The 25,320-nt window shown below is 70.3% G+C and carries 23 protein-coding genes and 2 tRNA genes; 14 read left to right on the forward strand and 11 right to left on the reverse strand.

Going from position 1 to position 25,320, the window contains the following annotated elements; translation table 11 throughout:
* Window positions 1-36: 36 nt before the first annotated feature.
* From OWR29_RS21815 to OWR29_RS21850, 8 genes are all read left to right on the forward strand, one after another.
* On the forward strand, window positions 37-957 hold the full coding sequence (locus OWR29_RS21815) for an STM4015 family protein (protein ID WP_267564904.1): 921 nt from the start codon (window positions 37-39) through the stop codon (window positions 955-957).
* The gene (locus OWR29_RS21820; protein ID WP_267564905.1) at window positions 954-2,000 is read left to right on the forward strand and encodes an STM4014 family protein; all 1,047 of its coding nucleotides are present in this window, start codon (window positions 954-956) and stop codon (window positions 1,998-2,000) included. The genes OWR29_RS21815 and OWR29_RS21820 overlap by 4 nt, the downstream gene beginning before the upstream one ends.
* The gene (locus OWR29_RS21825; RefSeq protein WP_267564906.1) at window positions 1,988-2,785 is read left to right on the forward strand and encodes an STM4013/SEN3800 family hydrolase; all 798 of its coding nucleotides are present in this window, start codon (window positions 1,988-1,990) and stop codon (window positions 2,783-2,785) included. Before OWR29_RS21820 ends, OWR29_RS21825 begins: the two co-directional genes overlap by 13 nt.
* Window positions 2,782-4,080, forward strand: a complete 1,299-nt coding sequence (locus OWR29_RS21830) for an STM4012 family radical SAM protein (RefSeq protein WP_267564907.1) — start codon at window positions 2,782-2,784, stop codon at window positions 4,078-4,080. The genes OWR29_RS21825 and OWR29_RS21830 overlap by 4 nt, the downstream gene beginning before the upstream one ends.
* Window positions 4,070-4,927, forward strand: coding sequence for an STM4011 family radical SAM protein (locus OWR29_RS21835; RefSeq protein ID WP_267564908.1), 858 nt, complete (start codon window positions 4,070-4,072; stop codon window positions 4,925-4,927). The genes OWR29_RS21830 and OWR29_RS21835 overlap by 11 nt, the downstream gene beginning before the upstream one ends.
* 31 nt (window positions 4,928-4,958) lie before the next feature.
* A complete protein-coding gene (locus tag OWR29_RS21840; RefSeq protein ID WP_267564909.1) occupies window positions 4,959-5,276 on the forward strand; it encodes a DUF8820 family protein in 318 nt (105 codons plus the stop codon).
* Between the two features lie 193 nt (window positions 5,277-5,469).
* A complete protein-coding gene (locus tag OWR29_RS21845; protein WP_267564910.1) occupies window positions 5,470-6,567 on the forward strand; it encodes a DUF6745 domain-containing protein in 1,098 nt (365 codons plus the stop codon).
* Between the two features lie 255 nt (window positions 6,568-6,822).
* Window positions 6,823-6,896: transfer RNA gene (locus OWR29_RS21850), tRNA-Met, on the forward strand.
* A 1,302-nt stretch (window positions 6,897-8,198) separates the two neighbouring features.
* Here the strand turns inward: OWR29_RS21850 and OWR29_RS21855 are convergent.
* From OWR29_RS21855 to OWR29_RS21865, 3 genes are all read right to left on the reverse strand, one after another.
* Window positions 8,199-8,272 (reverse strand) — tRNA-Met (locus OWR29_RS21855).
* Between the two features lie 88 nt (window positions 8,273-8,360).
* The gene (locus OWR29_RS21860) at window positions 8,361-11,348 is read right to left on the reverse strand and encodes a UPF0182 family membrane protein (protein WP_267564911.1); all 2,988 of its coding nucleotides are present in this window, start codon (window positions 11,346-11,348) and stop codon (window positions 8,361-8,363) included.
* 79 nt (window positions 11,349-11,427) lie between these two features.
* On the reverse strand, window positions 11,428-12,453 hold the full coding sequence (locus tag OWR29_RS21865) for a YlbL family protein (RefSeq protein ID WP_267564912.1): 1,026 nt from the start codon (window positions 12,451-12,453) through the stop codon (window positions 11,428-11,430).
* Between the two features lie 90 nt (window positions 12,454-12,543).
* On the opposite strand from OWR29_RS21865, the gene OWR29_RS21870 reads away from it, so the two are divergent.
* Window positions 12,544-13,806 (forward strand): zinc-dependent metalloprotease, encoded by a 1,263-nt coding sequence (locus OWR29_RS21870; RefSeq protein WP_267564913.1) that lies wholly within the window; start codon window positions 12,544-12,546, stop codon window positions 13,804-13,806.
* Window position 13,807: 1 nt separating this feature from the next.
* Here OWR29_RS21870 and OWR29_RS21875 read toward each other — a convergent pair whose 3' ends face one another.
* A complete protein-coding gene (locus OWR29_RS21875; protein ID WP_267564914.1) occupies window positions 13,808-14,404 on the reverse strand; it encodes a hypothetical protein in 597 nt (198 codons plus the stop codon).
* A gap of 9 nt (window positions 14,405-14,413) precedes the next feature.
* The gene (locus tag OWR29_RS21880) at window positions 14,414-14,947 is read right to left on the reverse strand and encodes a M48 metallopeptidase family protein (protein WP_267564915.1); all 534 of its coding nucleotides are present in this window, start codon (window positions 14,945-14,947) and stop codon (window positions 14,414-14,416) included.
* A gap of 469 nt (window positions 14,948-15,416) precedes the next feature.
* Here OWR29_RS21880 and OWR29_RS21885 point away from each other — a divergent pair, with 469 nt between their 5' ends.
* From OWR29_RS21885 to OWR29_RS21900, 4 genes are all read left to right on the forward strand, one after another.
* Complete coding sequence (locus OWR29_RS21885; RefSeq protein ID WP_015625326.1) at window positions 15,417-15,578, forward strand: DUF5679 domain-containing protein; 162 nt, start codon at window positions 15,417-15,419, stop codon at window positions 15,576-15,578.
* 274 nt (window positions 15,579-15,852) lie between these two features.
* Window positions 15,853-16,893, forward strand: coding sequence for a ThiF family adenylyltransferase (locus OWR29_RS21890; RefSeq protein ID WP_267564918.1), 1,041 nt, complete (start codon window positions 15,853-15,855; stop codon window positions 16,891-16,893).
* A 97-nt stretch (window positions 16,894-16,990) separates the two neighbouring features.
* Window positions 16,991-18,337, forward strand: a complete 1,347-nt coding sequence (locus tag OWR29_RS21895) for an ABC1 kinase family protein (RefSeq protein ID WP_267564919.1) — start codon at window positions 16,991-16,993, stop codon at window positions 18,335-18,337.
* A gap of 100 nt (window positions 18,338-18,437) precedes the next feature.
* Window positions 18,438-19,709, forward strand: coding sequence for a M18 family aminopeptidase (locus OWR29_RS21900; protein ID WP_267564920.1), 1,272 nt, complete (start codon window positions 18,438-18,440; stop codon window positions 19,707-19,709).
* Between the two features lie 297 nt (window positions 19,710-20,006).
* Here OWR29_RS21900 and OWR29_RS21905 read toward each other — a convergent pair whose 3' ends face one another.
* The 3 genes from OWR29_RS21905 to OWR29_RS21915 all read right to left on the reverse strand — a co-directional run bounded on the left by OWR29_RS21905 (window position 20,007) and on the right by OWR29_RS21915 (window position 23,071).
* Window positions 20,007-20,369: a WhiB family transcriptional regulator gene (locus OWR29_RS21905; RefSeq protein ID WP_221375701.1), complete on the reverse strand. Its 363-nt coding sequence runs from the start codon at window positions 20,367-20,369 to the stop codon at window positions 20,007-20,009.
* Between the two features lie 143 nt (window positions 20,370-20,512).
* Window positions 20,513-20,800 (reverse strand): hypothetical protein, encoded by a 288-nt coding sequence (locus tag OWR29_RS21910; protein WP_267564921.1) that lies wholly within the window; start codon window positions 20,798-20,800, stop codon window positions 20,513-20,515.
* A 135-nt stretch (window positions 20,801-20,935) separates the two neighbouring features.
* On the reverse strand, window positions 20,936-23,071 hold the full coding sequence (locus OWR29_RS21915; RefSeq protein ID WP_267564922.1) for an ATP-dependent DNA helicase UvrD2: 2,136 nt from the start codon (window positions 23,069-23,071) through the stop codon (window positions 20,936-20,938).
* 82 nt (window positions 23,072-23,153) lie between these two features.
* Here OWR29_RS21915 and OWR29_RS21920 point away from each other — a divergent pair, with 82 nt between their 5' ends.
* On the forward strand, window positions 23,154-23,399 hold the full coding sequence (locus OWR29_RS21920) for a mycoredoxin (RefSeq protein WP_267564923.1): 246 nt from the start codon (window positions 23,154-23,156) through the stop codon (window positions 23,397-23,399).
* Here the strand turns inward: OWR29_RS21920 and OWR29_RS21925 are convergent.
* The 3 genes from OWR29_RS21925 to OWR29_RS21935 are packed head-to-tail and all read right to left on the reverse strand — an operon-like array spanning window position 23,360 to window position 25,218.
* Window positions 23,360-23,848, reverse strand: coding sequence for a hypothetical protein (locus OWR29_RS21925; RefSeq protein WP_267564924.1), 489 nt, complete (start codon window positions 23,846-23,848; stop codon window positions 23,360-23,362). The genes OWR29_RS21920 and OWR29_RS21925 overlap by 40 nt on opposite strands.
* Window positions 23,845-24,297, reverse strand: a complete 453-nt coding sequence (locus OWR29_RS21930) for a hypothetical protein (protein WP_267564926.1) — start codon at window positions 24,295-24,297, stop codon at window positions 23,845-23,847. Before OWR29_RS21930 ends, OWR29_RS21925 begins: the two co-directional genes overlap by 4 nt.
* Before the next feature lie 27 nt (window positions 24,298-24,324).
* A complete protein-coding gene (locus tag OWR29_RS21935; RefSeq protein ID WP_267564927.1) occupies window positions 24,325-25,218 on the reverse strand; it encodes a phytanoyl-CoA dioxygenase family protein in 894 nt (297 codons plus the stop codon).
* Between the last annotated feature and the right edge of the window lie 102 nt (window positions 25,219-25,320).

Here is a 25,320-nt window from a genome sequence, read left to right on the forward strand (position 1 = left end):
CGGAAACTGTCGGAGGGCGTTGTTAGGGTCTCGCCCGTGACGATCAACTCGAAGCTGAGCACGTTCGCGGGCCTGCCGATCGTGGCCTGGGACGCCGACGAGACCCCCGCCGACCCCACCGCCGTGGCCTGGCGCCTCGAGGTGGAAGAGTTCGACGCCGACGAGTCCGAGATCGGGCTCGCCTTCGAGGCCCTGCTGAAACGCACCGGCGAGGGCGGCCCGGTGGCGCTGGTCGTCGGCGAGTGGGGCGAGGCGTACGAGCGAACGTTCCCGATCGACCTGCTCGTGCGCAACGCCACCCGGCTGGGCCGGCTGCGCGCGCTGTTCGCTGCCGAGCTCACCTTCGAGCAGTGCGAGATCTCCTGGATCAAGCAGGACGACATCACTCCCCTGCTCGAGGCGTTCCCCGCGCTCGAGACGCTGTGGGTGCGCGGCGCCGACGGCCTGGCGTTGCGCCCGCTGCGCCACGAGGGCCTGCGCGAGCTGGTCCTCCAGTCCGGCGGCCTCCCGGCCGAGGTCGTCCGGGCCGTAGGGGCGAGCGACTTCCCCAACCTGCAGCGGCTCGAGCTGTGGCTGGGCGTCGACAACTACGGCGGCGACGCCCGCGCCGACGACCTGGCGCCCATCCTGGCCGGGCGTGCCCTGCCCGCGCTCACCTCGCTCGGCTTCCGCAACGCCGAGATCGCCGACGAGGTGGCCGCCGCCCTGGCCGCCGCGCCCATCGTGGCCCGGCTGGCCGAGCTCGACCTGTCGATGGGCGCCCTGTCCGAGGCAGGCGGCGAGGCGCTGCTGGCCGGTCAGCCGCTCACCCACCTGAAATCGCTCAACCTGAGCCACCACTTCCTTTCCGAAGAGCTGGCCCAGCGCGTGGTCGACGAGCTGCCCGGCGTCCTGGTCGACGTGTCCGACCGGCAGCAGGAAGAAGAGTGGGGCCGCTACACAGCGGTCTCGGAATGATGCGGCTGGCGGTCGTCGGCAACCCGGGCAACCGCCGGGTCGCGCTGTTCGCGGCGGCGGTCGCGCGGGCCGGGTGGCCGGCCCCGGCGGTCTATCCGTGGCTCGACGTGCTGACCGGCGGCCCGGTCCCCGGCCCGGGTGAAACCGTGCGCATCGACTCGCCGGGCGAGGATGCCGAGGTCGACCGCCTGCTGCGCGGCGCGGCCATGGCGGCCGCGCCGGGCGAGATCGTCGGAGGCGCGGCGGCGTACGCGGGCCTGGGCGCCGCCCTCGACCGGGTCGCAGCGGGCGGTGGGTGGCTGCTCAACGCGCCGGGCGACATCCTGGCCATGAGCGACAAGCGCCGCTGTCATGCGCTGCTCCGCGCGGCCGGGGTTCCGGTGCCGCCCGCGCTGCCGGCCGTCGACGGCTACGCCTCGTTGCGGGCGGCCATGCGCACGGCCGGGTGGGCTCGGGTCTTCGTCAAACCGGCCCACGGCTCGTCGGCCTCCGGCGTACTGGCCCTGGCCGTCGCGGGCGCCCGTATCCAGGCCACGACTTCGGTCGAGGTCGGCGATGACGGGCGGCTCTACAACAACCTCCGCGTGCGCCGCTACGAGGACGAGGCCACGATCGCCCGCATCGTCGACCGGCTTGCCCCCGACGGCCTGCATGTCGAGCGCTGGTATCCCAAGGCCGGCCTGGGCGACCGCGTGCTCGACCTGCGAGTGCTCGTGGTCGCCGGGTCGCCGACGCATGTGGTGGCGCGGGCCAGCCGTACGCCGCTGACCAACCTGCACCTCGGCAACTCGCGGGGTGATGTGGCCGCGGTGCGGGCGGCGGCCGGATCGGAAGCCTGGGCGGCGGCCATGGAAACGTGCGCTGCGGTGGCCCGGTGCTTCCCGGGCAGCCTGCACGTGGGCGTCGACCTGATGTTCCGCTCGGGCTGGCGCGAGCACGCGGTGGCCGAGGTCAACGCGTTCGGCGATCTGCTGGTCGGGCTCGACACGTACGACGCCGAGGTGGCGGCCCTGCCGGCCTGGGTGGGCTCATGCGTGCGCTGATCGGCAGTCACGACCTGCTCTTCGTCACGCTCGACACGCTGCGCTACGACGTCGCGGTGGCCGCGCTCGAGTCGGGCCGCACACCCACCCTGGCCCGGGTGCTGCCGGGCGGGCGGTGGGAGCGGCGGCACACCCCGGCCAGCTTCACCTACGCGGCCCATCACGCGTTCTTCGCCGGCTTCCTGCCCACACCCGTGACGCCCGGGCCGCACGAGCGGCTGTTCGCCGCGCGGTTCGCCGGCAGCGAGACCAGCGGCCCTTCGACGTACGTGTTCGACGCGGCCGACCTGCCCTCGGCGCTCACGAAAGAGGGCTACCACACGGTCTGCCTGGGCGGCGTCGGCTTCTTCAACCCGGGGGCGCCTCTCGGTCGCGTATTGCCCGGGTTGTTCGCGGAATCGCACTGGGAGCCGGCCTTCGGGGTCACCGCGCCCGGCTGCTTCGGCGCCCAGATCGACCGTCTGCAGACCATCGTCGCGGAGTTGCCGGCCGACCGGCCGCTGTTCTCCTTCATCAACGCGGCCGCGCTGCATCAGCCGAACAAGCACTATCTGCCCGGCGCCACGGCCGACAGCTGGGAAAGTCAGGCCGCGGCTCTGGCCTATGTGGATGGTGAGCTGCCCCGGCTCCTCGAGCTGGTGACCGACCGGGGACGCCCCTGCCAAGTGATCATCTGTTCCGACCACGGCACGCTCTACGGCGAGGACGGCCACGTCGGCCATCGCGTCGCGCACGAGGCGGTGTGGACCGTGCCGTACGCCGAATTCGTTCTGAGGCCCCGATGACCCTCGACCAGTCGCCCTACCAGGGCTACCTCTACGCCTATCCGCACAAGACGGCCTATCGGCCGCTGACGCCGCGGCGCCCGCTGAGCGAGGTGTGGGCCGCGGAACGGCGGGACGCGCTCTTCGGGTACGTGCATCTGCCGTTCTGCGAGATGCGGTGCGGCTTCTGCAATCTCTTCACCCGCGCGAACCCGCCCGCCGATCAGGTGACGGCTTATCTGGCGCAGCTGCGGCGGCAGGCCGTGGCCGTCCGCGAATCTGTGCCCGGCTCGTTCGCGCAGCTGGCGATCGGCGGCGGCACACCCACCTATCTCACCGCGCTCGAACTCGAGTCCTTGTTCGAGATCGTCCGGCTCGCGTTCGGCAGCGATCGCCTGCCCCTGTCGGTCGAGACGTCACCGGCCACCGCCACTCCCGATCGGCTGGCCGTGCTGGCCGAACACGGTACGACTCGGGTCAGCATGGGGGTGCAGAGCTTCCTGGATTCCGAGGCGCACGCTGCCGGCCGCCCGCAGCGGCTCGCCGACGTGCTCACCGCGCTGGAAGTCATTCGTACAGCCGAAATTCCGGTCTTGAATGTCGACCTTATCTACGGCATCGACGGGCAGACCGCGCAGACATGGCAGCACTCGCTCGACGAGGCGTTGCGCTGGCAGCCGGAAGAGCTCTACCTCTATCCCCTGTACGTGCGTCCGCTGACCGGACTGGGCCGGCGCGCCGGCGGCCGGGAGGGCTGGGACAGGCAGCGGCAAGAGCTGTACAACCAAGCAGTTTCGGTGCTGACCGACGCCGGTTACGAACAACAGTCGATGCGGCAGTTCCGCCGGATCGGGGCGCCGGCGGTCGACGGGCCGGACTACTGCTGCCAGGACGACGGCATGGTCGGCCTCGGCTGCGGCGCCCGGTCGTACACGACGTCGCTGCACTACTCGTTCGACTACGCGGTCGGCGTCTCCGAGGTGCGGGCGGTGCTCGACGACTACCTGTCCCGGCCGGCCGGCGACTTCCGCTACGCCGAGATCGGCTTCGACCTCGACCAGGCCGAACAGCGCCGCCGATGGCTGTTGAAATCCCTGCTCCGGCTTACGGGTGTCGACCCCGACGCGTATCGGGAGCGCTTCGGCACCCCGCACACCGACGATTTCCCGCAGCTCACCGAGCTGGTCGAGCGCGGCTGGCTCGACGACGACCGGTGCCGGCTGACCGCGGCCGGGCTGGCCCGGTCCGACGCGATCGGGCCGTGGCTGGTCTCCGGCCCGGTGCGCGAGGCGATGGGGGCGTACGTTGCCCGATGACCTCTACGTGCTCTATCGGGGGCCGCTCGCGAGCTGCAACTACGACTGCCCGTACTGCCCGTTCGCCAAGCGGGTCGACCCGCCCGATCTGTTGCGCGCCGACCGGGCCGACCTCGCCCGGTTCGCGGACTGGGTCGAGGCGACCACCGACCGGCGGCTGTCAGTGCTCTTCACCCCGTGGGGCGAGGGCCTGACGCGCAGCTGGTACCGCGAGACGATCGTCCGCCTGTCACATCTGCCCCACGTCGCGCGAGTGGCCATCCAGACCAACCTGGCTGCCCGGCTGTCGTTCCTGTCCACAGCAGACACTGACACGGCCGCGCTGTGGGCCACTTACCATCCCGGCCAGGTGACCCGGGCCCGCTTCCTCGCCCGCTGCCGGCAACTCGATGAGATGGGCGTCCGCTACTCGGTCGGCGTGGTCGGTCTGCCCGCGCATTACGAGGAAGCGGTCGCGCTGCGGGCTTCGCTACCTCCAACGGTGTACGTGTGGATCAACGCAGCCGAGGGCCACGTCTACACCCCGTCGGAAGAGGCGCGCTGGACGGCGCTGGACCCCCACTTCGGCGACAGCGTCCGCCCCCACGCGTCGCTGGGCCTGCCCTGCCACGCCGGCGAAACCGCCATCTCAGTCCTGGGCGACGGCACAGTCCGCCGCTGCCACTTCATCCCCACCCCGCTGGGCAACCTCTACGACGACAGCTGGCGCGCCGCCCTGCAACCACGCCCGTGCACCAACAACCTGTGCGACTGCCACATCGGCTACGTCCACCTGAAGCCGCTGGCCCTGCGAGACGTCTACACAGACGGCCTGCTGGAACGAATCCCCGCCGCCTGGCCCGCCTGAAAATGTCGTAGGGCCCCGCTACGGTTCGCTCATGTATCGCCAGGGAGACGTTCTGATCGTGTCCATTACGCAGGCCGAGGTGCCGCAGTGCTCGGCCGTGCCCCGCGACCGCCGCGGCCGCATGGTGCTGGCCCGCGGCGAGGCCACCGGCCACGCCCACGTGATCGGCGGCCCCGGCCTGCAGCTGCTGGCCGACCTCGACGACCCCGATCGCATGTTCGTCGAGGTGCCGCAGTACGGCCGCGTGACCCACGAGGAACACGGCCCGATCTCGCTACCAGCCGGCCACTACCGCGTGGTCCGCCAACGCGAATACGTGCCCGGTTCCTTCCGCCCCGTCGCCGACTGAGGCCCGCCATGCGACTGACCCCCGACCAGGAAGCAGCAGCCGCCGCCCTCGAAGACCAGTGGCTGGCCGCCGCCCTGGAAAGCGCCCCGCCAACCGCCCCGCAGCCGAGGGCGGCGTCCGAGAGGCCTACCGCCAGGCCGGCCTCCCCGAGCCCGAGCAGATCTTCTGGCTCCCGTCCCCCCGGGCTGGCGCCGTGGCCGCCGCCCTGCTCTCCGGCCACCCCGCCGAGGGCCCCGCCTGGGTGACCGAGGTGCACCAAGCCCTCGCTCATCAGGGCTGGCCCTCCACCGACTCGAACTCCCCTTCCTCATCCCCGTCCCAGCCCAAGAGCGCGGCCGCCTCCCCGCCCTCAAATTCGGCCCACGGCGACAAGGGAGCCGAGCTTGAGATCCTGGCGTCAACCGCAGGCGCGGCACCGTCAAGACCGTTGGCGGGCGCGTCCGTGCGCCGGCAGATTCGCACCGAGCCGTGGGCTGCCGCGCGGGAGCGGGCGTCGCAGGCGCTCGGCGCCGAAGGCTGGTCCCAGCTGACGGCCGCCGCGGGCCGCCGTTCGTGGGCGCTGGTGATGGACAGGGTCGGCACCCGCCTGCGCCAACGCCTCGGCGACGACCTGACCGCCGACCTCCCGCCCAGCTTGGCCCGAGCCGCACGCTCCCGCCTGCTGGACGCCATCTACGGCCAGCACGACGGCGTCTGGCTGGCCACGTTCGAGGCCGCCGATCGTCTGCACCCCCGCGCTGCCCTGTTCGACAACCTGACCGGCCTGGCCGCCGTAGCCCGAAACAGCGGCTGGTGGTGGGCCACCGCCCGCTACGCCATCCTGACCGAACGCCCCACCCGAGTCACCCGCGACAACGTCGGCCGCCTGCACCGCGGCGAGGGCCCGGCCATGGAATACCCCGACGGCTACGCCCTCTGGGCCTGGCGCGGCATGCCCATCCCCACCGACCTGGCCGCCCAACTGCCAACCCTCACCGCCGACCGCATAGGCGCCGAATCCAACGCCGAACTACGCCGAGTCATGCTCGAACACTTCGGCTACGACCGCTACCTCCGCGAGGCCGGCGCCCAGGCCCTGCACAAAGACGAAACAGGCACCCTCTGGCACCTACCCCTACCCGGCGACGAGCCTTTGGTCATGGTCGAGGTGGTGAATGCCACCCCCGAGCCCGACGGCACCAGCCGCATCTACTGGCTCCGAGTCCCACCCACCACCCGAACCGCCCGAGAGGGCGTCGCCTGGACCTTCGGCCTGGAAGCCGCCCAGTACCACCCCCAGATCCAGACGTAACCTCACCACTCCGTTGCCGCCCCCGTCCCCGCCGTTCCCGCCCCCGCCGTTCCCGCCTCCGCCGTTCCCGCCTCCGCCGTTCCCGCGCCCGCCGTTGCCTCACTGACTGCACTTCGCCCCCTCCGCCACGTGCGGGGCGTCGACCCCGGCCGACTCCGCCTTCATGCGGACGGCGCCCTCCGACCAGCCCTCCAAGGCCCTTTCGACCCCCTCTGTGGTTGCCGCGAAGAGGACGGGGTAGGCTTTACCTACCGACGCGGGGTGGAGCAGCTCGGTAGCTCGCTGGGCTCATAACCCAGAGGTCGCAGGTTCAAATCCTGTCCCCGCTACAAAAGAAGTGCAGGTCAGAAGGCCCTAACCCATCCGGGTGAGGGCCTTCTGCATGTTCCGACCCCGCCACCTCCCCACTGTCGCCAGTGGATCGCCACGGCGTAGCCGTAGGAGCAAGCCCAGCGACGCACCCGCCATGCAGGAACGCGTCCAGTCTGCGCAGCCAAGCCCGAAAGCGTGACGTCCTGCCACCTACGACCCCGGCCCTTCGGACCTCTCGTGTGCCGGCCTAGGTCACGCTCCATCGGCACCACACGCCGTGGAAGGCCGGCCATCTGACTTGCGCCGCATCCGTTCGCGGCGCTGAGGCTGCGCGGCACGTAGCGGTGGGAGGCCGGTGCTGAGAGCGGTCCCAAGGCAAAGGGCGGTCCTGGGCGGAGTACAGCCCGAAGGCGAAGGGCGGTCCTGGGCGAAGGGCAGCCCGAAGGCGAAGGGCGGTCCTGGGCGAAGGGCAGCCCGAAGGCGAAGGGCGATCCTGGGCGAAGGGCAGCCCGAAGGCGAAGGGCGATCCTGGGCGGAGTGCAGCCCGAAGGCGAAGGGTGGCCCCGGGGGCGGAAGGCGGCCCCGGGGGCGGAGGGCAGTCCTTGAGGCGGAGGGCGGATGGCCGTCCTGAATCAAAGGGCCCTCCTGGATCGAAGGGCGGTCCCGTGCTTCGCGCGGGGCGCTGAGGTTGAGAGCAGTCTCGGGCGGAGGGCGTTCTGAGGGTGAGGGCGGCCCTAGGACTGAGGCGGCCCTGGTGCTGAGCACACCGCCGACCGCACGACCATCGGCGGCCGATTCCCCGCCAGAGCCGATCACCAGCGGTTGCTGAACGTCCTGGTTCTCGACTTCATCGCTGTCCTTATGCGGGCGTTCGCGATGGAGGCTTTCCGCGGAGTGATCGACCCGTGTCGCGACCGTGCACAGGCGGTCCGTTTCAGGCGGAGCCGACGGCTGATGGCCAATCACTGCCTATGGACGACCCACACACCGAATCTCGCCGAGCGCGAAGCGCGCAGGCCAAGCCCGAAGCGCACATCTCTCGCCGAGCGCGAAGCGCGCAGGCCCCACACACGCTCGCCGAGCGCGAAGCGCGCAGGCCCAAGCGCGAAGCGCGCAGGCCCAAGCGCGAAGCGCGCAGGCCCCGCCACATCTCTCGCCGAGCGCGAAGCGCGCAGGCCCCCCACCCAGGCCCGAAGGGCCTTCCAGCCCAGCCACCCACGACCGCAACCACCGTAACGTGGGGTCTGGGGGCTCGGCCCCCAGGAAAAAGCGAAGAGGCCCCGGTCCGCGCGTTCCGCGGACAAGGGCCTCCCGACTCGTAGCGGGGACAGGATTTGAACCTGCGACCTCTGGGTTATGAGCCCAGCGAGCTACCGAGCTGCTCCACCCCGCGTCGGCTCGTTAACACTAGCGCAACCCTGTCGTTGGCTGCAAAACGGGTCCCGGTGACCCTCCACACGGTGGGTCACCGGGACCGGCGGTCAGCCGCTGGGGGTTGGTGAGGGGTTTCCGGAGGGGTTGGCCGGCGCCGACGGGGTGGCTGAGGCGTTGGGGGCCGGGGTGGCGCCGGCGGCGGCGTTGCGGGCGGCCTCGAAGTTGTTCATTGCGGTTTCGAGGGCCTGCAGCGCTTGGCCGTAGCGGGCGAAGTCGCCGGACTGCTGGGCTGAGCGGACGTCGGCGATGGCCTTGTCGACGGCGGCTGCGGCGGTGGCTAGTTCGCCGGTGAGGGCGGGCGGCGGGGCGTTGTTGTTGCCGCTGTTGCCGCTGTTGTTGCCACTGTTGTTGTTGCCGCTGTTGCCTGTGTTGCTGTTTCCGCTCTGGGCCTGTTTGCCCTGCGTGACCAGCTGTTCGAGGCCCTGTTTCAGGTTGTCGGCCAGCACCACGTACGTGCCGCCGTCGCCGTACGACATCAGGATCTTCTGCAACTGCGGGGCCGCGTTCTCTTGGTTGCCGGGTCGTACGTAGACCGGTTCCACATAGAGCACGCCGCCTTCGACCGGCAGGGTGATCAGGTTGCCGTAGAGCACCTGGCTCTGCGAGTTGTTCGACAGCAGGGTGAGCTGCTGTCTGGCCGTCGAGTTGCTCGTCATCTTCTGATGGACCTGGACCGGGCCTGGTGTGACCGCCTGATCCGGTAGCTCGAGCACTTCGATCTTGGGTTTGTTGTCGACGTACGAGCCGGAGATCAGCGCGGCCAGGTTTTCGCGGTTGGCCGGTGTGACGCCGGCAGTCAGCTGGAACCTGGTCTGGTCTTGTTCGGGCAGCTGCACGTTCAGATAGAACGGCGGCTGCTTCTGGTTGCTCGAGGGCGCGTCGGGCGCGTTCGGCACCTGCCAGAAGTCCTGGCCGGAGAAGAACGCCTGCGGGTCGGTCACGTGGAACCGGGTGAGCAGGTTCCGCTGCACCTTGAACAGGTCTTGCGGGTAGCGGAAGTGCGCCTCGAGCGAGGCCGGGGTGTCCGCCTTGGGGACGATCAGGTCGCCGCCGAAGGCCTTGTTCCAGGCCTTGAGCACCGGGTCGTTGTCGTCGAACTCGTACAGCTTGACCGTGCCGTCGTACGCGTCGACCGTCGCCTTCACCGAGTTGCGCATGTAGTTGACGTCGTCGCGGGCCAGCGCGAACTGCCCCTGGCCGGTGAGCTCGTCCTGCGTCTCGCTGGCCAAGTTGATCTTTTGCGAGTACGGGTACGAGTTCGACGTGGTGTAGCCGTCGAGGATCCACACGATCCGGCCGTCGACGGCCGCCGGGTACGGGTCGCCGTCGATCGTCAGGAACGGCGCGACCTTCTCGACCCGCTCGCGGGGCTCACGGATGTACATGAGCTTGGAGTCGGAGTTGACCGCGTCGGAGAGCACGAAGTTGCTCTCGGTGTTCTTGATGGCGAAGACGAGACGCCGGAAGAACGAGCCGATCGAGACGCCGCCCTCACCGGTGTAGGTGTAGAGCTCTTCGCCGGCGTTGTTGTCCTCTTGCGGCCGGTCGAACTCGACCTTGCGGTTCTCGTCGGCCTGACCGACGATCGCGTACTCGGAGGACTGCTCGCCGTAGTAGACGCGCGGCTGGTCGACCTTGATCTCTTCGGTGGACGAGGAGCAGCCGGGCGGGCGGTCGTCGCCGAGGAAGCCGGAGACGAACACCGGCAGACCACCGCAGAACTGGTTGGCCGGCGCCGCCACCAGGCCGTAGCCGTGGGTGTAGACGGTGTGCCGGTTGAGCCAGTTGCGCTGCTGCGTGGTCAGCTTGTCGTCGTTGATCTCACGCACGCCGACCACGTAGTCGGCCGCCTTGCCGCCGATCGTGTAGCGGTCGACGTCGAGCTTCGCGCCGAAGTCGTAGAAGCCGCGCGACTGCTGCGACTGGGTGAACGCCTGCGAGACGAGTTGCGGGTCGATCAGGCGGGCGTTCTGGGCGCTGGTGTTGGAGGCCAGGTCGCCCGGCGGCACCACATTGTTCGCCCGGTACGGCGCGACCTCGGTGTTCTCGAGCCCGAAGGCCTGCCGGGTGGCGTCGATCGAGCGCTGGATGTACGGCGCTTCTTTCTCGCTCAGGCTGGGCTTGACCGAGAAGTTCTGCACGGCCAGCGGGTAGATGCCGCCGATGGCCACCGCCGAGATCGCCAGCAGGGCCAGCGAGACGCCGGGCCATACCAGATTGCGCATCCACGCGTTGGAGAACACGATGATCGCGATCGCCACCACGATGGAGATGTACGCGAGGATCTCTTTCGCCGGTAGCAGCGCGTTGACGTCGGTGTAGCCGGCGCCGTAGAGCCCGGGCGAGACGTGCTGCTCGAGCAGCAGCGCGCGCCGGTCGAGCACGTACGCCACGGCCTTGAGCAGCACGAACAGCGCGACCAGCGAGGTCAGGTGGGCCCGCGCGGCGGTGGTCATGCGGTCGCCGACGCCCTGCAGCCGTACGCCGCCGAAGATGTAGTGGACGGCGAGCGCGCCCAGCACCGAGAGCACCACGGCGGTGAACGCAACGCCGAGCACGTAGCGCAGCATCGGGTAGTCGAAGACGTACCAGCCGACGTCGACCTTGTGCTCGGGATCCTGGACGCCGAAGCTCCCGCCGTTGCGGAAGAGCATCCAGTCCTTCCACCGGCCCTGCGCGGACAGGCCCGCGAAGAAGCCGATGATCAGGGTGAGGACGGTGATCCAGGTGCCGAGCCGGGGCGCGATGATCATGCGGTAGCGCTCGAGCGTGGCCTGTTCGGCCGAGTGCGGCCGCAGCATCGGGCGCAGGCGGTAGGCGAGGTAGAGGTTGCCCGCTATGACCAGCGCGACGACGGCGCCGATGACCAGGAAGAGAAGGAGGCGGGTGAGCAGGACACCGGAGAAGACGTTGACGAAGTCGACCTCGTTGAACCAGAGGTAATCGGTGTACGCGTCGATGCCCCACCCGAGCAGCGTGAAAAGAAGGAAGACCCCGACCAGGACGCCGACGGTGACGCGACCGCGCCGGCTCATCCTCGGTAGAGGGCTGTTACGCATAACCAACGGAGGCTCCACATTTCAGTCGGGCCGGTGTCTCACAGTACGTCATCTGTCACTCTGCCGAGCACGGCTTGGGAGTGCCGCCCCCGGTGAAGGTCTTGAGCGCGGTCAGGGCGTCGTCCACCGTGGCCACCTCGGCCATCGGCAGACCGTCCACAGCGTTGCGCAGTGCCTCGGCGCAGTTACCCTCAGGCACCAGGAAGATCTGAGCGCCGGCCTTCTTGGCCCCGACGAGCTTCTGCGGGATGCCGCCGATCGGGCCCACGTTGCCGTTGTTGTCGATGGTGCCCGTACCGGCAATGATCTTGCCGCCGGTCAGGTCGGCCGGCTCGAGCTTGTCCATGATGCCGAGCGTGAACATCAGCCCCGCGCTCGGTCCGCCGATCTTGTCGAGGTCGATCGAGACCTTGAACGGCGCGTTCTGCTTCGTGTTGATCTCGACGCCGAGCCGGGGCACGTTGTTCTCGGCCGCCTTGGTGGTGATCTTCGCCGTGGCCGGCTTGCCGGCCCGGGTGTACGCGATGGTGAGCGCGGTGCCGACCGGCTTGGCCCGGACCAGTTCGGTCAGCTTGGACGGGTCGATGACCTTGGACCCGTCGACCGCGGTGATCACGTCGCCCGCCTGCAGAATGCCGGTCGCGGCGCTGCCGGCGCTCACCTTCTCGACCACCGTCTGGACGGGGTAGCCCAGCTTGGTCAGGGCGACGGTGATGGCGCTGTCCTGCGACTCGGTCCATTCCTCGGCGTTCTGCTGCTCCACCTGCTTCTCGGTGCGGTCGGGCGGGTAGATCAGTTCCCGCGGCACGACCGCGTCGGACGAGCTGAGCCAGCTGCTGATCGCCCACACCAGCTCGACCTGCGACTGCACGTTCACCGTGGTCAGCCGCAGCTGACCGGCCGACGTGGTGGTCTTGGCATCCGTCACCTGGATCACCTCGGCGCCGTTGTCCGAACCGAGTGTGTTCACCGTCGGGCCCGGCTTCAGCACGACGTAGGGCAGCGGCGCGGCCATCACACCGACGGCCAGCAGGGCGGTGATCAGGGCGCCGAGGATTACGGTGACACCACGACGTCTCATGCGCGAGAGACTATCGCCCCTGCCTGAGTTCTCTCTGAGCTGACACCGCCACGGGTCCCGAGCGGTCGTTTCGCGCGTACCGTTGGCTACGTGCCTGATATCCCGTTCGGCTTCTCCCTGCCGGGTGCCCAGCCACCCGACCCCTCCGACCCGCAGCAGATGCAGCAGTTCATGGCGCAGCTGCAGCAGATGTTCGCCGGCCCCGGCAGCGGCCCTGTGAACTGGGACCTGGCCCGGCAGGTCGCCGCCAGCCAGCTGTCCGCCGCCGGCGACCCCGCGGTGAACATGTTCGAGCGTCACCAGGTGGAAGAGGCGCTGCGCCTGGCCGACCTGTGGCTCGACCCGGCCTCGGCACTGCCCAGCGGCATCCGTACGGCGGCCGCCTGGAACCGCAACGAGTGGATCTACAACACCCTCGACGTGTGGAAGAAGCTGTGCGACCCGATCGCGGGCCGCATGGTGGGCGCCATGGGCGACCTGGTCCCCGACGAGGCGAAGGCGCAGCTCGGCCCCATGCAGTCGATGGTCGCGACGCTCGGCGGCGCGCTGTTCGGCGGCCAGCTCGGCCAGGCCCTGGGCCAGCTCGCGGCCGAGGTGCTGTCGGCGGGCGACATCGGCCTGCCGCTCGGCCCCACCGGCACGGCCGCCCTGGTGCCGGCCAACATCAAGGCGTACGGCGACGGTCTGGAGATTCCCGAGGACCAGGTACGCCTGTACGTGGCGCTGCGCGAGGCGGCTCACCAGCGGCTGTTCGGTCACGTGCCGTGGCTGCGCGCGCACGTGCTGAGCGCCGTCGAGACGTACGCGAACGGCATCACCGTCAACCGTGAGGCCATCGAGGACGCGATGAGCCGCGTCGACCCCGCCGACCCGGAGTCGATGCAGGCCATGGCGCTCGAGGGCATCTTCACCCCGGAAGACACCCCGCAGCAGAAGGCCAGCCTGGCCCGCCTCGAGACGGCGCTCGCGCTGATCGAGGGCTGGGTCGGCCACGTGGTCGACCGGGCCGCGGGCGACCGGCTGCCCTCCGTGGTGCAGCTGGGCGAGGCGTTCCGCCGCCGCCGCGCCGCCGGTGGCCCGGCCGAGCAGACGTTCGCCGCCCTGGTCGGCCTCGAGCTGCGCCCCCGCCGCCTGCGTGAGGCGGGCGTGCTGTGGGCCGCCGTCACCGACCACCGCGGCGTGCAGGGCCGCGACGCCCTGTGGGGCCACCCCGACCTGCTGCCTACGGATGAGGACTTCGCCGACCCGCAGGTCTTCGCCCAGGGCACCGCCGACTGGGACATCAGCGAGCTCGACAACCTGGGCCAGGGCCCCGACGAGGGCGACACCAAGGACGGCGAGACCAAGGAGTAGGTCAGCCGCCGAGCAGGGCGCGCGTGTTCTCCCAGCCCTCCAGGGCCGGGTCCAGGCGCGCCAGCTCGGCCGGCCCGCGCAGCCGCCGCCACTCGGGGGTCGACGAGACGTCGCCGGGCCGGGGTGCGCCGCGCCGCAGCACCTGGGCCGAGGCGTCGTCGAGCTCGTGGTCGGCCAGCCAGTCCGGCGCGGGCAGGCTCGTAGCCAAACCGAACAGCCCGTTGCCGGCGCCGCCCGGCGAGACCGCGACGGCCTTGTTCTCGAGCGGCCGCAGCAACTTCCCCAGGATCATTCCCGGCACGTCGGGCGCGTCCGCGGCGATCACCGCCGCCTGGTCGAAGCCGTCCTTCGCGGCCGCGGCCAGCACCGGCAGGTACGTCGGGGTGGGCACCTCGTAGATCCGCATGCCCGGCCAGGCGATCTCGCGGGCCAGATCCAGATCGCCGGCGGTGGCGGCGACGGCCGCCTCGGCCTGGGCCAGCCGGGCCAGCAGATCGACCACGTCCTCGGCGAGTGCCGTCCGCCAGGCGGTGAGATCAACACCGGGCGGGCTCCACGTCACCGGCACCAGCAGAGCTGCGACCACCCGTTGAACCACGAACCCACACTAGTCGTCGGCGAGCACCAGGCCGGTCGCGGCGGAGATGCCCTCGAGGTAACCGCGGGCCCGTTCGGCCTTGGGGAAGCGGTTGACCAGTTCCCAGAAGCGGGCGCTGTGACTGGGCACGACCAGGTGGGACAGCTCGTGCAGGAGCACGTAGTCGATCACCCAATCCGGCATCTCCTGAATGCGGTGCGAGATGCGGATCGTGCCGTCGTCGGGGGTGCAGGAACCCCACCGGCCGTTCTGGTTGGTCACCCAGCGCACGCTGGCCGGCTGCACTTGGGCGGCATGGTCGCTGAGGTAGCGGTTGGTGAGGCGGCGCGCCCGGATCAGCAACTCGTCGTCGGTGCGCTGGATCCGCTCCTCACGGGCGGCCAGGCGAGCCAGCATCCGCTCGACCCACTCGGTCTCTTCCGCTCGGGAGAACCGGTCGGGGATGAGCACGACCACGCGTTCACCGTCGCGATAGGCGGACACTGTGCGACGACGGCGCTGGCTGCGCCGCACTTCCACGACAGGCTTGCGCGTCCGGGCCATTACCGGCTCGCGCGGCCCAGATTCGGGTTCACGTTGAGACGCTAATCCGTGAGACCCATGTCACCGCAAGAGTACGCCGGATGACACGCGTGAGATTTGTGTACTTCGTCCGCTTATTACCGAAAAATTTTTCGTCACTCCGCCGACGGCGGCGGTTCGCCAACTTAGCTCACGGGTCGGTCCGTCGGCCAACGCGTTCGGCGTCCCATTTCTGCCCGTTTGATGGCACCGTACGGCGTGTTGCACCACAACATCCCAAAAAGGGCGATTCGGACGGGCACACTCACGTCGTCGGCGACACCGCCGACGCCGCGCTGACATGGAACTGGCCTGACCTGGGTAGTGACCGCCCCGACGGGTGGCCACATCCACGTGGTCTCGGAGCGGTCCAGCGCCGAACACAGGTCGCGGCCTGCCACCGCGAGCAGGCATCGGGCCGACCCGGCCGACAACATGACGAGGAGGAACCGTGGCCGACAACACGTACAACGGCTACTGCGTGAAGTGCAAGGAAAAGCGCGACTTCCAGGGCACCGTAGAGGTCTCGAAGACGGGCATGAACATGGCCAAGGGCAAGTGCCCGGTCTGCGGCACGACCGTGAACCGCATCCTGGGCAAGGCCAAGGCCTGAGAGAAGGAACGGCCCCGCCGGCTTGGTCCCACTAGGCCAACTTCAAGCCCGCGGCAAGGCCGTTCACCCACCCGGGGAGGGCTGATCGCCCTCCCCGGTATTTCTCACCGCACCGCCATATCCCCACCCGGCGGGGCACGTTGAGTGAGGTTGTGGATAACCCCACGGCCCTGTGGATAACTCACCGCAGCCTGTGGACAAAGCGTGTCACGAGCCGTCGCGGCCTGTGGACAACTTATTCGCTCCGCATCCCCGCAGTGACATCCTGTGACACGTGAACCGCCCTCTTCTTATCCCCGGCCTGCCGCGCGTCTGGCGTGACGAAGGTGAGCTGCAGCTCGGCTCCGACCCGTCCCGGGCGTTCGTGCTTCGCCTCCCCCATCCCCGCACCGCTCAGGTGCTCGACCTGCTCGACGGCAGTCGGCCCGAGCGAGTCGTCCTGCTGCATGCCGCCGAAAAGGGCATTCCCTCCGAAGAGGCCCAGGCGGTCCTCGATTCTCTTCGCGCCGCCGGGCTGGCCGTGCCGGCCGCCTCGCTGCTGCCGCACTCCATCCCGTCCGTGCACCGCCTCACCGGCGAGGCCGCCGTCCTGGCGATGCGCGGCGGCACTTCCCGCACGCCCGCTTCCCGCCTGCGCCGCCGTCACGCGGCCCGGGTGGTGATCAGCGGGCGGGGCCGGCTGGGCGCGCCGATCGCGGTGGCGCTGGCCGAGGCCGGCGTCGGCCACGTTCATCCCGAGCAGCCAGGGGTCGTCCACCCCGGCGAGCTGGCGGGCGGCCCGCTGCGGGCGTCCGATGTCGGCCGGCCGCGGGACGAGGCGATCGTCGCGGCTCTCGAGCGAGTGGCGCCGGGCATGGAGACCGGCGCCGTCCGAGGCGGGCCCGCGACCCTGGTCGTCCAGCTCGACCCCGACATGCCGGTCACGCTGGTCGCGGCCGCCCACTCGCAACGCCGCCAGCCTCACCTGGCCGTGACGATCCGCGACGGCGCCGCCGTGATCGGCCCCCTGGTCCCGGCCACCGGCGGCCCCTGCCTGGCCTGTCTCGACCTGCACCGGCGCGACCGGGATGCCGCCTGGCCCGGCCCGCCCACCCGCACCGCTCCCGAGCCGTGCACCGTCGCCACCCTGCTGGCCGCCACCGCGTACGCGATCGAAGAGATTCTGACTTTCATCGACGGCGGCACTCCCGAGACGCTGGGCGTCTCGACCGAGCTGACCTCGCCCTCCCGCCTGCGCCGGCGCACGTGGCCGCCGCATCCGGGCTGCGACTGCCTGCGGCCGCCGCGCCGCCGCAGCCGGCCGGTCAGCTCGTGAAGGAAGTGGGCAAATCGCGATGGACTTTCACGGTTCTATCGGGCAAATGGCATTGAGGCGGGCGGTTGAACCTTCCGACTTCGGTCACAATGATCTGGTGAGCGACATTCCGCGGCGTGCGGTTTCCCGCACCGCCAAGCTGGCCGCGCTTCCCCTGGGCTTCGCCGGGCGCACCGCGCTGGGGCTGGGCAAGCGCGCCGTCGGAATGGCCACCGACGTCATCTCCGAGGACATCCAGCGCCGCACGGCCGAGCAGCTTTTCAGCGTCCTGGGCCAGCTCAAGGGCGGGGCCATGAAGTTCGGCCAGGCTCTGTCGGTCTTCGAGGCGGCCCTGCCGGAAGAGATGGCCGGCCCGTACCGGCAGGCCCTGACCAAGCTGCAAGAGGCCGCGCCGCCCATGCCGGTGGCCAGCCTGCACAAGGCCCTGGCCGAGCAACTGGGCCCCGACTGGCGCGACAAGTTCGCCGAGTTCGACGACAGCCCGGCCGCCGCGGCCAGCATCGGCCAGGTGCACCGCGCGGTCTGGAAGCTGCCGCCGGCCCGCAAGAACGCCAAGCCCAAGACGGTCCCCGTCGCGGTCAAGGTGCAATACCCGGGCGCCGGCGAGGCCCTGATCGCCGACCTCAAGCAGCTCTCCCGCCTGGCCGGCATGTTCAAGATCATCCAGCCCGGCATGGACATCAAGCCGCTGCTGGCCGAGCTGCGCGAGCGCATCACCGAAGAGCTCGACTACGCGATGGAGGCGGAGACCCAGACGGCCTTCGCCGAGGCGTTCGCCGGCGACCCCGAGATCTACGTGCCGCGGGTCATCGCCTCCGCGCCCAAGGTGCTGGTCACCGAGTGGGTCGAGGGCACCCCGCTCTCCAAGATCATTTCCGACGGTACGGTCGAGGAGCGCGACCAAGCCGGCCGCCTCATGGCGACGCTGCACTTCTCGGCCCCGGCCCGCTCCGGGCTGCTGCACGCCGACCCGCACCCGGGCAACTTCCGCATGCTGCCCGACGGCCGCCTCGGCGTGATCGACTTCGGCGCGGTGGCCCGGCTGCCCGGCGGTCACCCCGAGCCGATCGGCCGGCTGGTCCGCCTGGCCCTCGAGGGCGACGCCCAGGGGGTGGCCGACGGGCTGCGTGAGGAGGGCTTCGTCAAGCAGGACGACGAGATCGACGCCCAGGGCCTGCTCGACTTCCTGCGCCCGATGATCGAACCGGTCGCGGTCGAGAAGTTCCGGTTCACCCGCAGCTGGCTGCGCGGCGAGGCGACCCGGCTGAGCAGCCCGCGCTCGCCGGCCTACCAGCTCAGCCGCAAGCTCAACCTGCCGCCGTCGTACCTGTTGATCCACCGGGTGACGCTGGGCTCGATCGGCGTGCTGAGCCAGCTCGAGGCCGAGGCGCCCTACCGCGCGATCCTCGAGAAGTGGCTGCCCGGCTTCGCACCGGTCGCGTGAGGCCGCCGAATGAGCGACCGGAGGCCGGCCGCGTGAGGCGGCCGGGATGAGCGACCGGTCGGGCGGCTGAGCGGCGGTCGCTCATGATCTGATGGGTGGCATGGACGCGTCTGCTCACATCGATGATCTGGCCGCCTTCGTCTCGGCGTCGCCCAGCTCGTACCACGCGGCCGCCGAGGTGGCCCGCCGCCTGGGCGCGGCCGGCTACGAGACGCTTGACGAGACCGCCGACTGGGCCGAGGCCGTACGCCCGGGAGCCCGCCTGCTGATCGTGCGCGACGGCTCGGTCATCGCCCTGGCGCTGCCCGATGCGGCCGGTCGCGGCACCCCGTTCCGGGTGCTCGGCGCGCACACCGACTCGCCCGGCTTCAAGCTCAAGCCGAAGCCATCCACGGTCACGTTCGGGTGGTGGCAGGCCGGGGTCGAGGTGTACGGCGGTCCGGTGGTCCCGTCCTGGTTCGACCGCGAGCTCGAGTTCGCGGGCCGGGTGGTGCACCGCGACGGCGCGGCCCACCTCGTGCGTACCGGCCCGTTCGCGCGCATCCCGCACCTGGCCATCCACCTCGACCGCGCCGTCAACGACTCGTTCGCCCCGGACAAGCAGCGCGAACTCCAGCCGATCTGGGGCGTCGGCGCTTCCGAGAACGCTGACATCGTCGCCCACCTGGCCGGGCTGGCCGGCATCGACGGCGCCGACGTGGCCGGGTACGACATCATCACGGCCGACTCGGCGGCTCCCGCCCGCTTCGGCGCCGACGGCAAGCTGTTCGCCTCGGGCCGCCTCGACAACCTGTCCAGCGTGCACGCCGGCGTGGCCGCGCTGCTGACGGCCGAACCGGTCGACGCGATCGCCGTGCTGGCCGCCTTCGACCACGAGGAGGTCGGGTCGGAAAGCCGTTCCGGCGCGGCCGGTCCGTTCCTGGCCGACGTGCTGGAAAGGGTCTCGGCCGGCCTCGGCGGCGACCGCTCCGATCTGGCTCGCGCGATCGCCGGCTCGTGGTGTCTTTCCTCCGACGCCGGTCACGCCGTGCACCCCAACCGCCCCGACCGCCATGATCCGGTCAACCGCCCGGTGCCCGGCGCGGGTCCCCTGCTGAAGATCAACGCGAATCAGCGCTACATGACCGACGGCGCCGGCGCCGCCCTGTGGGCCCGCACGTGCGCGGCGGCCGGTGTGCCGTACCAGGAATTCGTCTCGAACAACTCGGTGCCCTGCGGCTCGACGATCGGCCCGATCACCGCCGCCCGCATCGGCATCCCCACGCTGGACGTCGGCGTGCCGCTGCTTTCGATGCACTCGGCCCGCGAGCTCTGCCACGTCGACGACCCGGCCTACCTGAGCGCCGCCATCAAGGTTTTCCTGTCCGCATAAGCAGCACAGCGAGAGGCCCGCCCGCGGATTGCGGACGGGCCTCTCGGCATCTCATGTGCAGTTCAGTGAGCAGCGACTATCAGAATCGCCGTCCGCCGAGTTCGCGCGAGGCGGTGTGACGCGCCTCCATGGCTACCTGGCGAGCGGGACGGTGTGCCTCAGGTGTGTAGTCACTCTGAGGCCGACGCATTCGGGCCCTGCTCAACGCTTCTTGGAGAAGTCTCATCTTGGTTGCTCCACTCGCATACATGTCGGTTGTCTGCTTTCCGTTGAAGGGGAGGGGGACGATGGTCATTTTCAGGCCGCCAGACCGACGGTCTTGCGGGATTCGAGTCCGTTAGCGGCGAGCCGCTCCTCGACCTCGTGGGCCAGCTCGGCGTCGCGCGCCACGTCGGCCTTACGGGGACGGCCACGCGGCCGCTTGCGCGGAACCACGGCGCCGCGCTCGAAGATCTCGCCGCCCCAGACACCCCAGGGCTCGTTCCGCTCGACCGCGCCGGCCAGGCACTCGACGCGCAGCGGGCAGTCCCCGCAGAGCGACTTGGCCAGTTCCAGCTGGGCCGGGGAGTCGGAGAACCACAGGTCCGGGTCGAACTTCCGACAGGGCAGGTTTGCCTCGATCTCGACGCTCACGTCGAGTGGGGCCAGCGCCAGACTCATAAAGCCCGGTCACCTCTCTCTTCTCATCGATCTTCTGGATCGCCGTTCAGGTCGTGCACCGGTCGGTGAACCGGCAAAAAAATTAAGGCCGCGGATCCCGGTTACGGGTTCCGCGGCCTCGAGGTGAGCCGGAGGTCTGTTGATCAGACCGGCCTTCCTCGAGGCGGGACACCGCTGCCACCATCCGTGTAGCGCTTGGAGATGGAGACATTGCTGCCCTTGAACCCAGTGGTGCTGGTGGTGCCTTCGGCTGCGAGCTTCCATGCCACGCCCAGCTCGGCCTGGACGGAGACCTGGTGCACCCGCGGAGCCGGAGCCCGCTCTGCGGCCAGCACCGGCACCACGGGGGCCGGAGCGAGCAGCGAGGCGGACGGAGCGCAGGCACGGGTCAGCGGCATCGACAGCTGCATCGTCATCGTGTAGATCTCCATCGTTGCCACCTCCTCCATTTGCACTGCACTCGTGTGTGTGCGATCTAGAACCTCAGCCCGCCGAACATCCCTGCTCGGCGAGGTGTGAACTGAGGCTATGCCTGGCGTAGCAGCCGAGGCAAACGAATTAACGGACTAACTTTCAAAGTTTTTCTGAGCGACCTCGTCGGGGCTCGCTCCGCCTACGAGAGCGAACACCGATTCGCCGTACTGACCGAGCTTGCGGGGCCCGATCCCGGCGATCGCCAGCAGCTCGGCCGGCGACGACGGACGGCGCTCGGCCATGGCCACCAGCGTGGCGTCCGTGAAGACCACGTACGCAGGCACTTTGAGCTCGGCCGCGGTGGCCGCCCGCCACTTCTGCAGACGCTCGAAAAGCTCCTCGTCGAGGTCCGACGGGCAGGTCGGGCAGCGGCCCAGTTTGCGGTCGGCCCCGGCCAGCAGGGTGGCCCCGCAGATGCGGCAGGACGACACCTGCGGGCGCCTTCGGTCGGGTTTCCGACTCCGGTCGCCGGCCCGCTCGGTGGCCGAGGTGCGTTCGAGCTGAGGCAGGAACCGGCACGGGCGGCGGGCCCGGCCGCCCGGGGAGCGCGCCTGGCCGTACGAGAGCCACAGCCACTGCCGAGCCCGGGTGACCCCCACATAGAGCAGGCGGCGCTCCTCTTCGAGCTGCTCCGGCGTCTTGGCGTACGTCGTGGGCAGCGTGCCGTCGGCCAGGCCGACCAGGAAGACCGCGTCCCACTCGAGGCCCTTGGCCGAGTGCAGCGAGGCCAGGGTGACCCCGGCCACGGTGGGCGCGTGCTGCTGCTCGGCCCGGCGGCTCAGCTCGTCGTTGAAGGCGGTCAGGGTCACGTCGCGCTGCACCGCGCCGGCCTGCCCGATCGGTTCCAGGGCGGGAGCGCGCGCGTAGTCCTCGGCCAGGGCGACCAGCGCGGCCAGCGCCTCCCACTGCTCGCGGGCCGAACCGCCGGGCGGGGGCTGCTCGCGCTGCCAGCCCGTCGCCGCCAGCGCCTCGACGACCGCCTGGACCAGCGGCGTCTCGCCCGGGATGGAACGGACGGCGGCGCGCATGGCGATCATCGCCTGGCGGATCTCCGGCCTTTCGAAGAAGCGCTCGGCCCCGCGTACGACATAGGGAACTTCCGCCTCGGCCAGTGCCTTTTCGTACGCCTCGGACTGCGCGTTCGTCCGGAACAGCACCGCGATCTCGCTGGCCGGCGTGCCCGACGCGATCAGGTCGCGGCACCGGCGAGCCACCGCGACCGCCTCGCCCGCCTCGTCCGGGAAGATCTTGAGCTCGGGTTCGGCCCCGGGCGGCCGCTGACCGACCAGTTCGAGCCGGAGCCGGGCCTCGTTGCCGCGGGCCTGCCGGATCACCGCGTTGGCCAGCCCGACGACCTGTGGGGTGGAGCGGTAGTCGCGGACCAGCCGGATCACCACCGCCTCGCGGCGCTGCCGGGGAAAGTCGATCAGGTAGGACGAGGTGGCGCCGGTGAACGAGTAGATCGTCTGGCTGGCGTCGCCGACCACGGTCAGGTCGTCGCGCCCGCCCAGCCAGGCGTCGAGCAGGCGCTGCTGCAGGGGGTTGACGTCCTGGTACTCGTCGACGACGAAGTGGCGGTACTGCGCGCGGATCTGCTCGGCCACGTCGGGGTGCTCCTCGATCCCCCAGACGGCGGCGCGCAGCATGTCCTCGAAGTCGATCACGCCTTGGCGGCGCTTGAGCGACTCGTACGCGGTGAAGACCTCGGCCACCTTGGCGGGCTCGAAGGGTGGTTCGCGCAGAGCCTTCTTGGCCGCCACCGCGTACTCGCTGGGCTCGACGAGCGACGACTTGGCCCACTCGATCTCACTGGCCAGGTCGCGCGCGCCGGTGCGGTCGGCCCGTACCCCGGCCCGCGCCGCGGCCAGGCCGACCATGCGCGCCTTGCTCTCGAGCAGCTCGGGCATGGCCCGCCCCTCGAGCAGCCGGGGCGCGAAGTAACGCACCTGGCGCAGTGCCGCCGCGTGGAACGTGCGCGCCTGTACGCCGGCCGCCCCGAGCTCGGTGAGCCGGGAGCGCATCTCGGCCGCGGCCCGCGCCGTGAAGGTGACCGCGAGGATGTGCCGCGGACTCACCTCGCCCGTCAACGTTCGATACGCGATGCGATGGGTAATCGCCCGAGTCTTACCGGTGCCGGCGCCGGCCAGGATGCAGACCGGGCCGGCGGGGGCGGTCACCGCCGTCCGCTGCTCGGGGTCGAGCCCAGCCAGCACCGCATCAGTCCGCACGATAGGGAATCATGGCACCCGGGTCTGACGTTGTGCCGGAAGGCGCTGTGCCATGTGACCCAGCCGAAGGAGTTCCCGACCGATGTTGACCATGTACTCGACGTCCTGGTGCGGTTATTGCCACCGCCTCAAGTCGCAGCTCGACCGCGAGGGAATCGCCTATGAGGTCGTCGACATCGAGCAGCAGCCGGACGCGGCCGAGTTCGTGATGAGCGTCAACGGCGGCAACCAGACCGTGCCCACCATGAAGTTCGACGACGGGTCGGCGCTGACCAACCCGTCCATCGTTCAGGTGAAGGACAGGCTGGCCGCGCTGGCCGCCGGCTGATCCCGCACCGCCTCCGCGATGACCTCGACGGCGAGCTCCTCGGCCTCCATGACCAGGCCCTCGAGCTCGCCGTCGGTCATTGCCAGCTCTTCCACGAGCCCCGCGAAGAGCAGCAGGTGGGCCCCGCTGCGGACGGCGTCGTCGATCTCGTCCACCGGCACCGTCTCGCCCAGCGCGTCGCGGATCAGCATCTCGGCCGCGAGCGCCGGCAGGGCGGCGGCCGCATGGTGCTGCAGCACGGCCGTCACGGTGCGCCGGATCTCGGCCAGCGGGCTGTCCGGTTCGAACCGGCGGCGGACGGCGAGTCCGAAAGCGATCTGCCACACGTGGCGCGCGGCGGACGTCGCTTCCCCGCTGCGCGCGGGCGGCGCGTCCTCATAGGCCACGCGCCGCAAATAGCGCCCGGCGGCGGTGTGAATGCCGTGGACCGGCGAAAAGATCGGGCTCATGATTCCGGCCGGTCGAAACGGGCCAGCCGCCACTCGGCCTGATGCACCAGCGCGACCAGTTCGGCCGTGGGCACGCCGGGCGGCCGCGCCAGGTCGCCCACGATGTGACAGATCAGCTCGAAGCGGCGCAGATCCGGGATTCCGTACGCCAGCTCGGGCTCGCCCAGCACCGAGCGGATGACCGCCTCGGCCTCGCGGGCCAGCTGACCGCCGGCCGGCAGCGACTGGTACTCGAGCAGGTCGCGGACGTAGGCCGTGACGTCGCGCGGATCACGCCCGACGAAGCTGCGCCGCACCGCGACCGTGAAGAGCTCGCGCAGCAGCCGGACCGTGCGCGGCGAATCGTGCCGACGCGACAGCGACCGCGCCGGGGACTCCTCCCCCAGAGACTCGAGGAGAAGCCGGCCCGCCGCGGTCGCCGTGTTGTCTAATGTCCCGCTTTGCCCCACATCCGTAGGGTATCTGGGAAGCGGCTGTTACGGGATGAGAGCCGGGATGCTGGAGTCGAGCAGTCCCCGCTCCTTGAGCGCGCCGTACAGCGGCGTCGTCTCGGGGTAGTGGCCCCACGCGTGGTCGCCGCTGCCGTCGCCCTGCGGGCAGTGGCCCAGCAGCTGCTTCTGCACGTCGTTGAAGCCGGCCCACTCCGGGGTGTCCGGCAGGCCGGCGACGTCGTCGCGGCCGGCGATCCAGCGGTACGTGTAGCCGAAGAAGGCGCCGACGCGGGTGATCTCGGAGTAGTTGTCCGAGCGCGCGTGCCACAGGCGGCGGTCGAACACGACCAGGTCGCCGGGGTTCGCGGTGATCTGCAGCGCGCCCTCGGGCTGCGGCCACGGGGTGCCCCGGTTCGGCGGGCCGGGCAGCCAGTTGGTCTTGTGGCTGCCGGGCAGGACGGTGAAGTTGCCCCGGCCGGTCTCGCTCACGTCGGACAGCCAGTAGGCCAGCTTCACCGACAGCGTCGGGCGCGGGTCGGTCTCGATCTCACGGTTCTGGCGGCCGCCGTCCTGGTGCCAGTGCCACCAGTCCTTCTGCTTCTCGTGGATCTGCGGGTGCACGTCGATGTGGGAGTGGTAGACGTGCACGTTCCAGCCGAGCAGCGACCAGATGTAGCGGAACGCCACCGGGTGGTCGAGCAGGAACGCCAGCTCGGGCAGGGACGTCACCGCGGAGAGTTGGTGCAGCGCACCGGTGGAGCCCAGGCCGTGCCCGCCCGGCTGACCGGCCCGCTCGAACGCGCCCAGGACCGCGTTGCGCGCCAGCGCGATCTCACTCTCGGACAGGACCCCGGGCACCACGAGAAAGCCGTCCCGGTCGAACTGGGCCCGCTCTTCCGCGGTCATCGGGGCCCATGCGGGCGCTTCCACCTGCGTCATCGATCTTCCGCCTCTCGGTCTTTGTAAACCGAGACGCGGACGGAGGCCTTTTTGGTTACTTCGGAAGAAGAAAACTTCTCTGATTAGACGAACTTGATTCCG

It is taken from the genome of Paractinoplanes pyxinae (assembly GCF_026626335.1).
GTDB lineage: Bacteria > Actinomycetota > Actinomycetes > Mycobacteriales > Micromonosporaceae > Actinoplanes > Actinoplanes pyxinae.